Consider the following 12,286-nt stretch of genomic DNA (forward strand, 5'->3'; position numbering starts at 1 on the left):
GAATCACCCGAACTTGCCGGTGATGTAGTCTTCGACGCGCTGGCTGCGTGGGTTTTCGAAGATCTGGTCGGTGTCGCCGTACTCGACGAGTTCGCCGCCGGTGAGGAAGACGGCGGTTTGGTCGCTGATGCGGGCGGCCTGCTGCATGTTGTGGGTGACGATGACGACGGTGTAGTCTTGGGCGAGGTCCTCGACGAGGTCCTCGATTTTGGAGGTGGCGATGGGGTCGAGGGCGCTGGCGGGTTCGTCCATGAGGATGACGTCGGGGTCGACGGCGAGGGCGCGCGCGATGCAGAGGCGCTGCTGTTGGCCGCCTGATAGCCCGAGCGCGTTGTCGTCCAAGCGGTCGCTCACCTCCTCCCAGAGCGCCGCCCCACGCAGGCACCGCTCCACCAGCTCGGCTTCGCGGTCGGCGTCGTCGCGGCCGAGGAGGCGCGCGAGGAACCCCTTCTCGATGTCGCCGTGCTTGCGCGGGCCGTAGGCGACGTTGTCGCGGATGGACTTCGGGAACGGGTTCGGCGACTGGAACACCTGCCCGATGCGCTTGCGGAGTTCCACGAGGTTCGTGTTCGGGTCGTAGACCTCGTCGCCGTCGAGTCGGACGGAGCCCTCAACGCGGGCGGCCGTGATGCGGTCGTTCATGCGGTTGAGACACCGGAGGAAGGTGGACTTCCCACAGCCGGACGGACCGATGAGAGCGGTGACGGAGTTTTCGGGGATCTCCATGGAGATGTCGGTGAGCGCGTGGTCGTCACCGTACCAGACGTTCAGGTCCTCGACGGTGAACTTCGCTTCACCCTCGAAGTCGTACTCCGTCCATTCCGGGTCGACCTCCTCCACGCTCTCGCCGTCGGTCGTCTGGCTGGCCGTCTCGATGCCGGTGCTCGCGTCGCTGTCGTGTTCGCTGATGGCGTTAGTCATGGCTGATCTTCCTCCGGAAGTACGTGCGCGCACTGATGCCGACGGCGTAGAACGTCAGAACGACCGCGAGGAGGACGAACGCGGTCGCCCACCCCATCGAGGGGGAGCCGCTGACGCCCGCCGCGATGACCGCCCAGACCTGCGTCGGCAGGGAGGCCGAGGCGGAGACGAGCTGGTCGTTCACGACGAACGGCGGGCGGGTCACGAAGCGGAACCCGCCGAGGACGTCGACGGATTCGGTGGCGTTGAGCGTCGAGCCGAGGACGAGGATGAGGGGCGCGGTCTCGCCGGCGACGCGCCCGACACCGAGGATGCCGCCGGTGATGACGCCGGGCATCGCGGCGGGGAGGACGACGCTCCGAATCGTCTGCCACCGGGTCGCACCGAGCGCGGCGCTCGCGTCCCGGTACTCGTCCGGGACGGCCTTGATCGCCTCGCGACTCGTGATGAGGACGAGCGGGAGGAGCATGAACCCGAGGACGAGCTGGCCGGCGAGCAGTGAGGTGTCGCCGCCGAGGCGCGGAATGAGGAACGCCGCGCCGAAGAGGCCGAAGACGACGCTCGGCGTGCTCCAGAGCGCGTTCGTCGCGACTTCGACGAGCGCGGTGAAGCGGCCCTGCTCGGCGTACTCGGTGAGGAAGACGGCGGCACCGACGCCCAGCGGCACCGCGAAGAGCGTCGAGCCGATGACGAGCCAGACGGTGCCGACGACCGCCGGCATGATGCCGCCGGGTTCCGCGCCGAGCGGGATGTACGCCTGCATCGTCATCGGCCACGAGAGCGTCCCGCCGGCGGCGACGGTGACGCCGAGGACGCCGAAGGGCGAATCGGTGGTCCAGACGTGGAGGCCGGCGAGCGCGACGAACCCGGCGGTTCCCGCGACACCGAGCGTCGTCTCGTCCGCGAGGACCGCGCGTTGGAGCGGGCCGATCCCGTCGGCGCGGCGACGCGCGAGCGCCGTCACGACTGCGACGCCCGCGGAGGCGAGCGCGGCGACGAACGCGACGGCCGGGAGGACGTCGACGGCGCCGACGCCGGGTGCGACGCCGGCCGCCCACTCGAGAGCGAGCGCCGCCGTCAGGACGCCGAGGCCGCCGAAGACGCCGAGCGAGAGCAGTGGAGCGCGATCCTGCGCGTGCGCGGCGAGCGTGCGTTCACCGCGGCCGGTGAGGAGGCCGACGAGCGCCGCGAGGAGGAGCGCAAGCGCCGCGAGCGCGCCGGCGACGCCGAGCGTCCCGACGAACGGGAGGCCGGCGAGAGCCGGGCCGGCGAGCACGAACAGCGCCGCGACGAAGACGAGCGCGGCGATGACGGTCGGAACGGCCGCGCGAGCGCGCTCGACGGTCGCGCTCGCGCTCCCGACGCCACGGAGCGAGCCGTAGCGCCGATAGAACGCCGCGAAGAGGGCGAGCGCGACGAGCGCGAGGAGGAGCGAGCCGACCGAGAACTCGGGCGTGACGGTGACGGCGGTGTCGAGGACGCGCGACTCGCGGTTCACCTGCACCGTGTACGTGTACGCGTAGACGAGCGGGGCGCGGGTGAGGAGGACGGAGCAGAGGAGCGCGACGGCGGCGCCGACGGCCGCGAGCGGGAGGACGCGGACGAGGGCGCGAGCGCCGTCGTGCCACGCCTCCGTCCCGGCGGGCGTCCGGGCGGCGACGACGGCGAGCACCATCGCGGGGAGGAGGACGACGAGCGCGGCGAGCGCGCTGATGGTGAAGCCGTGCAGGGCGTAGCCGACGCCCTTCAGCGTGACGAACACGACGACGGCAGCCATCACGACGAGCATCAGGGAGGCGTTGAGGTTGATGACGAGGAACGCGCCGAACTCGCGGCCCTGCGCGCCGAACCCCGCGCGGCACTTCGCCGCCGCCCACGCGGAGACGATGGCGCCGAAGACGACGAATATCGGGACGACCGCGCCACCGGTGAACCCACCGGAGACCGCCTGCGGGTCCCACTGCCAGCCGACGCCGATCATCGCCGTCGCGATCGTCGCCCCGAGCGCGCCGACGAGGAGCGCCGGCGGGAGCGTCGAGCCGAGGTCCTCGCGCGGCGCGACGGTGAGGACGAGCAGACCGACGCCCGCGAGGAGCGCGACGACCAGCCAGAGCGGCGTGTCGAAGCCGACGCGCGACCCGCCGACGGCGGCGCCGACGAGCAGGCCGAGGACGCCGAAGACGAGACCCGCGAGGAGGCCCGCGCTCGAATCCGGCGTGGTGGTGACGACGCCGGTGCGCGAGGCGACGCCGGCGACGAGGACGCCGGCGGCTTCGACGAGGAGGATCGCGCCGAGGATGACGGCGAGCGAGAGCCCGGTGACGGCCGCGATAGCGGTGAGCGCGAGCGCCGCGACGGCGACCGCGGTTCCGATACCGCGAACGCGGCGCGACCGGATGGGCGCGACGTTCGTCCACGAGGCGAGCGCGAGCGCGCCGACCGCGCCGACGACGACCGCCGCGAACGCCCCGAGGAACCGCGTGAGTGCCGCCCCGGTCGCGTCGAGCGCGACGAGTTCGACGAGCGCGCAGAGCGCGACCGTGAAGCTCACGACGCCGAGCGCGATGACGCCGTCCAGCCCCCGGTCGTAGACGCTCGAGGACTCGTCGACGAGCGCGGTCTCCGACGCGTCGTGGGCGGCGCTCATTGGCTCCCCTCCAAGCGCTCCTTCATCCGCTGTTCGACGTAGCGCGAGACGACGCTCATGCTCGCGACGATGGCGAAGAGGAGGACGCCCGCGACGAACAGGACGTCGAGCGTGCTCTCCGAGGCGCTCCCGTACTGGGTGGCGATGAGACTCGTCAGCGTCGCCCCCGCGTCGAAGATATCGAAGAGCGGGTTCGCGAGGCCGACGCCGGCCGCCATGATCGCGGCGACCGCCATCGTCTCGCCGATCGCGCGACCGAGCCCGAGGATGATGCCCGCCGAGATCCCCGAGAACGCCGCCGGGATGGAGATGCTCTTCATCGTCTGCCAGCGCGTCGCGCCCATCGCGATCGAGCCGTCACGCATCGACTCCGGCACGCTCGAGAGCGCGTCCTCGGCGACGGAGACCACCGTCGGGAGCGCCATCACGCCGACGACGATGCCCGCGATGAGGAAGCTCGCGCCGTCGTCGAGGAAGGACGTCTGGATGAAGCCGTTCAGGACCTGGAAGCCGATGAAGCCGTAGACGATGGATGGGATGCCCGCGAGCACCTCGATCCCGGGCTTGACGACCTCACGAACGCGCGGACTCGCGATCTCCGCGATGAAGAGCGCGCCGAAGAGCCCGAGCGGTCCCGCGACCGCGCCCGCGATTATCGTCACGATCACCGTCGCCCAAATCGTCGGAACGAGCGAGTAGACGTCCGCGCTCGGGTTCCACGTCGAGTCGCTCGCCGGGAGGACGGCGTCGAGCCAGAAGAACCACCTCGTCTGGCCGTCCTCGACGGGGATGACGAGGAGGCCGGTGCCGTGCTCGACGAACGCGGGAAACGCGCTCGCGAACAGGAAGTAGGTGATGAAGCCGACCGTGAGCACGGTAGAAGCGGTGGCGACGAGCGTCAGCAGCCGCGCGACGGCGGCCTGGTGGGTGACCCACCCGATTGCGGTGACGGCCACGAACGCCCCGAGGACCGGGACGGCGTACGCGGGGACGAAGAGGAACACGACCGCCAGCGCCGCGAGCAGGACGCCCAGCGTCGCGACGAGGAGGTTCGCGCCCGACCCGGCGTCCTCGCCGACCGCCAGTTTACGGAACGTCGTCTGTGCGTCTTCGAACATGTAGTGGTGTGTTAAATAGGAGTGTCGCTGGTCGATTGGACGGCGACGCGGTCTCCGAGAGCGCCCGCGGCGAGCGCTCTAGACCTGGTCGGGGAGCTTCGCGCGCTCCTCTTCGAGGCGTCGCTCGCCGAGCGTGAAGTAGTTGTTCGGCGCGACGAACGTGTCCTGCCCGAACTCGGAGAGGATCATGTTGATGAAGGCGCCCTCCTTCTCGGAGGTGCCCTCCCACGTGTACATGTGGAGGTCGCGCGAGAGCGGGTAGGACTTCGAGTCGAGGCCGTTCTGGTCGTCGCCGTAGGAGTACGTCGTCCCCTCCCACTCGAGCGAGATCGGCGTGACGCCCTCGGTGTCGAGGAACGCGAGCGCGAGGTAGCTGATCGCGTTGTCCGCTTGCGCGATCGCCTGCGCGAGACGCTGGTTCTGCCCGTAGCGGTTCGCGACCGTCGTCTCCTCCTCGGGGTTGCCGTAGACGTTCGAGACGAAGGACGTCCGCGTCCCGGAGCCCTTGACGCGGCCGAGGACCTGAATCTCCTTGTCCGGGCCGCCGAGTTCGGACCAGTTCGTGATGCGGCCCTTGTAGAGGTCCTTGAGCTGCTGGCCGGTGATCTTCGAGACGCCCGCCTCCGCGATTTCGCTGGAGACGACGAGCGGCTGGCCGTCGACGCCGACGACGTGGTCGATGAAGCTCTCGTAGGAGTCCCGATCCGGGAGCTCGTCCTGCACGCTCCCGCTCGCGTTCCCGATGTCGAGCTGGCCGTTCATCACCTTCTCGACGCCCGTCCCGGAGTGGCTGAGCGCGACCGAAGCCGTGAACGGCGGGTCGCCGTTCTCCTTCGCTTCGAAGCCGTAGAGGCCCGCCCAGTAGTCCGCGAGCGCTTTCTCCGTGTCGATGTTGTACTCGCCGTGGGGCCAGTACTCCGTGTCGCTCGCCGGACGGTTCGCGTTCCAGTAGGACGCCGCCGTGTTCGCGATCGGGTAGACCGTCGAGGACCCGCCGGCCTCAAGCGGACTGATACTCTGGCTCGCGCTCGAACCGCTACTCGTGGTCGTCTGCTCCGTCGTTCCGGACGACGTGGTCGTCGATTCACTCGAGTTCGATCCCCCACAGCCCGCGAGTGCCGCCGCCCCCGCAGCGCCCGATGTGACGAGGAAGTTACGCCGCGACACCAGACTCGACAGGTCATCTCCGTCGTGCGTCATCACCAGATACCACCCGGTTCTCTACTAAACCGGTTTATAATAGGGGTACGAACCGATCAGAGCCGTCCCGACTGCAATAGCGTGCTCTGATCGTCTATTATCGAACCCCACCGCTATTGATGCCTATATAGGTTGACGGGTGCGCGCGGGACTCGTCGCCGCCGCCCCGCGAGGAGAGACTGTTCGAGGAGAGTCAGTTCGCGTCCCGCCCGCTCTCGCTCGGGTAGTGCCACTCGATCTCGGTCGTACACCACGGGCAGAAGTCGAGCTCCGTATCGAGACTCCGCCCGCAGGCCGGACACGCCGGTTCGCCGTCGCGCGTCTGCGACGGCGTCGCCTCCCGAACGGCGAGCACGTAGGCGTCCACGACGTTACAGAGGCGGACGACGAGCACGCCGACCGCGGCCTCGAGCGGGACCGCGACCGACCCGAGCGCCCCGAAGTTCCCGGCGACGATCGCCTGCTCGTAGGCGGCGAGCGTCGCGTCCGGAACGAGCACGTAGGACGTCACGAGCGAGAGCGCGACCCAGCCGATCGCGCGGAGCCACGCACGGAGATAGAGGTGGCCGACGCCCGGATAGACGACCGAGAGGGCGGCAGCGACGACGCCCCTGCGATTGACACTCACGGATAGCTACCTATCGGGGATACTCGGCCTTAAGGCCACGCCTTCCGTCACGACCCGCGTCGAAGGCGGGCCGGGCCGACGGCGCGGACGAGAAAGACGGAAAGAGGGCGTCTACTGCGGGGACGGGCTACCGCTACCGCCCTGCGGAGTCGCACCGCGCTCGAGGGCGCCGCCCGTGATGTTCTTCAGTCGGTCGACGAGCGAGTCCTTCTCCGGTTCGCCGACGAGCGCGATGTCGAGGACTTCGCTGATGTGGCTGACCGGGATGACCTCGATCTGGTCCTTGTACTCGTCCTCGATCATGACGTCCTGCTCGTTCGCCTTCGGGATGATGACGCGCTTACAGCCCGCCTTCGCGGCGGCCTCGATCTTGTGCGTCACGCCCCCGACGGGGAGGACGTCGCCGCGCACGGAGAGACTGCCGGTCATCGCGATGTCCTGCGCGATGGGGATGCCTTCGAGCGCGCTGATGACGGCGGTGGCGACCGTGATCGACGCCGAGTCGCCCTCCACGCCCTCGTAGGACTGCACGAACTGGATGTGGATGTCCTTGTCCGCGATCCCCTCGCCGCTGTACTTCTTGATGATCGCGGAGACGTTCTCGACGGCCTCCTGGGCGATCTCCTGCAGTTTGCCGGTGGCGAATATCTCGCCACCCTCGCCCTGTCGCGGGGTCACTTCGGCCATGACGGGCATCATGATGCCGGAGTCCCCGCCCATGACGGCGAGGCCGTTCACGCGGCCGACCGCTTCGCCCTCGGAGGTCTTCAGCTCGTAGTCCTTCCGGCGGGCGATGTAGTTGTCCGCGACCTGCTGCTCGATAGAGCGCGAGCGCTTCTTCGCCTCGAGGACGTCCGAGCGCTCGGTCTGCTCCTTGTCCTTCGAGCGCGCGATGTCGCCGGCGACGCGGACGAGCCCACCGAGGTTACGCAGTTCGAGCGTGAGGTGGTCCTTCCGGCCGGCGCGGCGCTTCGCTTCGAGGATGACCTCGCGGACGGCGTCCGGCGTGAAGTGCGGCAGGCGGCCGTCCTTCTCGACTTCCTGTGCGACGAAGCGCGCGTACTTGCGGCGCATCTCCGCCGTGTCGTCGATGGTGTCGTCCATGTACACCTCGTAGCCGTACCCCTTGATACGGCTCCGAAGCGCCGGATGCATGTTCTCCATCGCGTCCATGTTCCCCGCGGCGACCATGATGAAGTCACAGGGGACGGGTTCGGTCTGCACCATCGCGCCCGAGGAGCGCTCGGACTGGCCGGTGATGGAGAACTCGCCCTCCTGAATCGCCGTCATCAGGTGCTGCTGGGAGCGGACGTCGAGCGTGTTGATCTCGTCGATGAAGAGCACGCCCTTGTTCGCCTTGTGGATCTCGCCGGCCTCGACGCGGTCGTGGCTCGGCGTCTCCATTCCACCGCTCTGGAACGGGTCGTGGCGAACGTCGCCGAGGAGCGCGCCGGCGTGCGCGCCCGTCGCGTCCTCGAAGGGCGCCGTCTGCCGCTCGGCGTTGTTGATGAGGAGCTTCGGAATCATCGCGTCGCTCCCGCGGTTCGAGTAGCGGAACGCGAAGTAGATGACCGCCGCGGCGATGATCCCCATCAGGATCTGGCCGACGACGAGGAAGGCGTAGCCGACGACGACCGCGAGGACGATCCACATGAGGAACGAGCGCATCTGGTTGCGCTTGCGGACTTCCTCCTGGTGGGCCTCGACGATCTGGTTCCCCTTCCCGGCCGGGACGGTTCGGACCTTCGGCTCGTTCGAGTCGTCCGGGTTGTGGTAGACGAGGACGTCCTGCAGGTTCTCCTGCGGTAGGAGCTGGCTCATCGCCTTCGCGAGCATGGACTTCCCCGTCCCCGGAGTGCCGATCATCATCACGTGGCGGTGCTGTTTGGCCGCGCGCATCACGATGTCGCGAGCCTCCTCTTGGCCGATGACCTGATCGACCAAGCGGTCGGGCACCTTGATGTCCGCGGTCGAGTCGACCTGGAGACCGCCGAGGAGGTCGTCCCCGGCGTTCTCCTCGTCGATCTCGACGTCGCCCTCGACGTCGACCTGACTGCCGAGGTCGTCGAGGTCACCGTCGGGAGCGGGGTCGACCTCGTCGAGATCGCCGTCGGACGAGGGGTCGGACTCTGGGTCGGTGTCGTTCTCCCCCTCTAAGGGAGTATTAGTCGTGCGGTCGTTGCTCATAGAACCCTTATCGCTAGTCGGACGAAGGGGAGCGCGATTGATATACTTTCTCCCTCCAGTAAGCGACGAAAACGCCGGACTCCGGCGGGGAGCGCCCCGTATTCGGCGTTCCAGCCACGGCGACTCGCCACCCTTATGCGCGAGGGGAGGATGAGTGGGGATAACGCGGCCACTACACTATGACCCGTGGGTTCTACATCGGTCGGTTCCAGCCCTATCACCAGGGCCACCACCGCGTCGTCCAGGAGATCGCCGAGGAAGTCGACGAGCTCGTTCTCGGTATCGGGAGCGCCGACCAGTCGCACAGCGTCCGCAACCCGTTCACGGGCGGCGAACGCATCATGATGATCACGAAGGCGCTCGTCGACGTCGACCTCGTGACGTACGCCGTCCCCATCGAGGACATCAACCGGAACGCCGTCTGGGTAAGTCACGTCCAGTCGATGAGCCCGAACTTCGACGTCGCGTACTCGAACAACCCGCTCGTCGTTCGGCTCTTCGAGGAGGCCGGCATCGAGGTGCGCGGCTCGCCGATGTTCGACCGCGAGGTGCTGCGCGGCACCGAGGTCCGCGAGCGCATGGTCGCCGGCGACGACTGGGCGGACCTCGTCCCCGACCCCGTCGAGCGCGTCGTCCACGAGGTCGACGGCGTCGAGCGAATCCGGCAGGTGGGCGACACCGACATCGACTCGCCCAACGACTGACGCGCGCCCACCCGGCACGGTCGCGCCGACGCGGCGGCGCGGGGCCGTGCGCTTTTACTCGCGCCCGCCCGTTCGCCCGCCCGTGATCACGCTCGCATCAGACTTCGGGTCGCCGTATCCGGCGGCGATGCGCGGCGTCCTCTGCTCGCGCTCGGACGCCCGCCTCGTCGACGTCGCACACGACTTCCCGCGACAGGACGTCCGCGCGGCGGCGTTCTGGCTTCGCGAACTCCTCCCGTCGTTCCCGGCGGCGACGCACCTCGCCGTCGTCGACCCGGGCGTCGGCACCGACCGCCGGCCGCTCGCCATCGAGGCGGGCGAGCACGCGCTCGTCGGCCCGGACAACGGCCTCCTCATGCCGGCGGCGCGGGAACTCGCCGGCGACGCGCCGCTCGCGTGCTACGAGATTCCCGTCGAGGACCCGGAGAGCGCGACGTTCCACGGCCGCGACGTCTTCGCGCCCGCCGCCGCCGCAGTCCACGACGACGGCCTCGACGCGCTCGACTATCCGGAAGTCGAGGACCCCGTCGACCTCTCCTTCCCCGAGCCGTCCGTCGCGGACGGCGAAGCGCGCGGCGAGGTCCTCGTCGTCGACGGCTTCGGGAACGCCATCACGAACCTCGACGGGGCGCTACTCGCCGGCCGCTGGGGCGAGTACGCCCGCGTGAACGGGGACCGCGTCCCGGTCGCTCGGACGTACGACGCCGTCGACGCCGACGAGCGCCTGCTCACGGTCGGGAGCCATGGCGCCGTCGAGCTCGCGGTGAACCGGGGACGGGGTGAGGAAGCGTTCGGCGTCCGACCCGGTAGTCGGGTGGTGCTCGACCGCCCCTAGTCGTCGGTCGTCGCCTCGACGGTCGGGTCGGCCTCCGCGCTCGCGCCGTCGACGGCCTCGGTGAGCGAGACGTTCAGCGTGAGCATGCTGACGACGCCGCCGGCGACCGTGACGGCGTTCTTCACGGCGTGGTCGACGAGCGCGATGGCGAGCGCCGCCGGCGCCGCGACGGGCGTGAGCGCAACGACGAGGAGCGTGAACGCGCCCTCGTAGAGGCCGATGCCGCCCGGGGAGAGCGGGAGGACTTTCGCGAGGTTGCCGACGGAGACGGCGAAGAAGCCAGTGGCGAGGAGCGCGGCGAGCGGGAGGTCGACGCCGAACGCGGCGAAGACGCAGAGCGCGGTGAGCACGTCGATAACCCAGACGAGGACGCTCGTCGCGCCGACGCGCGCGAACGCGCGGCCGTCGGCGGCGACCGTCTGGACGTCGCGGACGAACCCCTCGACGGTGGTGGCGACGAGTTCGACGTAGCCGTCGTCGCTCGCCCACTCGACGACGCGCCGGACGTAGCCCCCATCGGAGCGCGCGGAGAGGACGATGACGGCGACGGCGGCGACGGCGGCGAACCCGACGAACCCGGCGACGGCGAGCGCGACCGTGCCGCTCTGCTGGTGGCCGTCCGCGATCGCGCGTTCGCCCGTGATGGCGGCGAGGAGCGTGCTCACCTCGCCGGGCGCGAAGACCGCGAGGCCGAGGAGGACGCCCCCCGCGAGCAGCGTGATGGTGAGGAGGTCGAAGACGCGCTCGACGGCGAGCGACGCGAGCCCCGAGGTGTAGGGGACGCGCCGGCGGGCCTTCACGACGTACGCCCGGATGAGGTCGCCGCCGCGCGCCGGGAAGACGAGGTTCCCCGTCTGTGAGACGAACACCGCACCGGTGAGGAACGTCGCGTCCTCGTGATACCCTAACTCGGCGAGGATGTCGCGATAGCGCACGCCGCGCAGCGGCCACGAGAGCGCGTACACGACGCCGGCGACGGCGATCAGCGCGGGGTCGGCGCCGGCGGCGGCGTCGAGAACCGCGCTCGGGTCGAGGTAGACGAACATGAGGCCGAGCGCGACGAGCGTGAGCGCGGCGCCGGCGACCGCGCCCGTCCGCCGGTTCACGTACGGGGAGACGGCGAACTCCCACCAGCAGCGCAGTATCTGCGAGCCCATCCCGAGGACGTCGCGCACGAGGTCGACCTTCGAGTCGCCCTTCGGCTCCCAGTCGACGGCGAACTCCTCGACGCGAAACCCACGGCGCTGGGCGCGCACGAGGAGTTCGGTGTCCCAGAACCAGTGTTCGTCCTCGACGGCGGGCCGGAGGTCCCGAAAGGCCGCCCGGGAGACTGCCTTGAAGCCGCACTGGTGGTCGCGGAGCTCGGAGCCGAGCAGGGTGCGCACGGCGAGGTTGAAGCCGCGCGAGGGGATGCCGCGCTTCGCGGGGCGGTCGGCGACGTTCTCCGGCATCCAGCGCGACCCCGTCGCGACGTCGTACTCCCCGCTCCGAACGCTCTCGACGAGGTGTTCGAGGTGGCGCATGTCCGTCGCGAGGTCCGTGTCGAAGTAGACGAGGACGTCGCCCTCGGCGGACTCGAAGGCGGCGTTCAGCGCGCCGCCGCGACCCAGGCGCTCGTCGCTGTGGAAGTGTCTGACGTCGGGGAACTCGGCCTCGAGTTCGTCGGCGATTTCGGGGGTCCGGTCGTCGCAGCCGTCCTCGGCGACGACGACCTCGTAGGTGCCCGGTTCGAGGAAGGCCGTGAGCGCCTCGCGCGTCCTCCGAACGGTGTGCTCGATGGTGTCCTCCTCGTTGTAGGCGGGGAGGACGACGCTCACCTCGACGGACGCACCACTCATTGCCGGGCTAAAGGGTGCTGTTCGGTAAAGCCTTTCTGGACTGCGAGAGCGCGTGCGTTCGCGGTCGGGCGCCGCCGTCTAGCCGACCGTTCCCCGTCCGTACCAGTCGTCGGCCCAGAGGCGCGCCACGGCCCACCGTGGGCACGACGAAAGTGCCGTATCTGTCGGTTAGGGCACTCAGAGAGCCGTTTTTACCGGCCGTACCAAA

At 69.5% G+C, this 12,286-nt stretch carries 9 protein-coding genes; 2 read left to right on the forward strand and 7 right to left on the reverse strand.

What is annotated here, in order from left to right:
- Nucleotides 1–3 precede the first annotated feature (3 nt).
- The 6 genes from pstB to lonB all read right to left on the reverse strand — a co-directional run bounded on the left by pstB (nucleotide 4) and on the right by lonB (nucleotide 8,701).
- Nucleotides 4–921, reverse strand: coding sequence for a phosphate ABC transporter ATP-binding protein PstB (gene pstB, locus IEY12_RS07535; protein ID WP_188881824.1), 918 nt, complete (start codon nucleotides 919–921; stop codon nucleotides 4–6).
- Nucleotides 914–3,568 (reverse strand): phosphate ABC transporter permease PstA, encoded by a 2,655-nt coding sequence (gene pstA / locus IEY12_RS07540; protein ID WP_188881826.1) that lies wholly within the window; start codon nucleotides 3,566–3,568, stop codon nucleotides 914–916. Before pstA ends, pstB begins: the two co-directional genes overlap by 8 nt.
- On the reverse strand, nucleotides 3,565–4,686 hold the full coding sequence (gene pstC / locus IEY12_RS07545) for a phosphate ABC transporter permease subunit PstC (RefSeq protein ID WP_188881828.1): 1,122 nt from the start codon (nucleotides 4,684–4,686) through the stop codon (nucleotides 3,565–3,567). The genes pstA and pstC overlap by 4 nt, the downstream gene beginning before the upstream one ends.
- A 78-nt stretch (nucleotides 4,687–4,764) precedes the next feature.
- Nucleotides 4,765–5,886 carry a substrate-binding domain-containing protein gene (locus IEY12_RS07550; protein WP_188881830.1) on the reverse strand — a complete coding sequence of 374 codons (1,122 nt, stop codon included), beginning with the start codon at nucleotides 5,884–5,886 and terminating at the stop codon, nucleotides 4,765–4,767.
- Nucleotides 5,887–6,079: 193 nt separating this feature from the next.
- Nucleotides 6,080–6,514: a DUF7575 domain-containing protein gene (locus IEY12_RS07555; RefSeq protein ID WP_188881833.1), complete on the reverse strand. Its 435-nt coding sequence runs from the start codon at nucleotides 6,512–6,514 to the stop codon at nucleotides 6,080–6,082.
- 111 nt (nucleotides 6,515–6,625) lie between these two features.
- The gene (lonB, locus tag IEY12_RS07560; protein WP_188881839.1) at nucleotides 6,626–8,701 is read right to left on the reverse strand and encodes an ATP-dependent protease LonB; all 2,076 of its coding nucleotides are present in this window, start codon (nucleotides 8,699–8,701) and stop codon (nucleotides 6,626–6,628) included.
- A 179-nt stretch (nucleotides 8,702–8,880) separates the two neighbouring features.
- Here lonB and IEY12_RS07565 point away from each other — a divergent pair, with 179 nt between their 5' ends.
- Both IEY12_RS07565 and IEY12_RS07570 read left to right on the forward strand, forming a co-directional pair.
- A complete protein-coding gene (locus IEY12_RS07565; RefSeq protein WP_188881843.1) occupies nucleotides 8,881–9,405 on the forward strand; it encodes a nicotinamide-nucleotide adenylyltransferase in 525 nt (174 codons plus the stop codon).
- Nucleotides 9,406–9,487: 82 nt separating this feature from the next.
- Nucleotides 9,488–10,240 carry an SAM hydrolase/SAM-dependent halogenase family protein gene (locus tag IEY12_RS07570; protein ID WP_188881844.1) on the forward strand — a complete coding sequence of 251 codons (753 nt, stop codon included), beginning with the start codon at nucleotides 9,488–9,490 and terminating at the stop codon, nucleotides 10,238–10,240.
- Here IEY12_RS07570 and IEY12_RS07575 read toward each other — a convergent pair.
- The gene (locus tag IEY12_RS07575; protein WP_188881847.1) at nucleotides 10,237–12,078 is read right to left on the reverse strand and encodes a flippase-like domain-containing protein; all 1,842 of its coding nucleotides are present in this window, start codon (nucleotides 12,076–12,078) and stop codon (nucleotides 10,237–10,239) included. The genes IEY12_RS07570 and IEY12_RS07575 overlap by 4 nt on opposite strands.
- Between the last annotated feature and the right edge of the window lie 208 nt (nucleotides 12,079–12,286).

Source organism: Halarchaeum grantii (assembly GCF_014647455.2).
Classification (GTDB): Archaea; Halobacteriota; Halobacteria; order Halobacteriales; family Halobacteriaceae; genus Halarchaeum; species Halarchaeum grantii.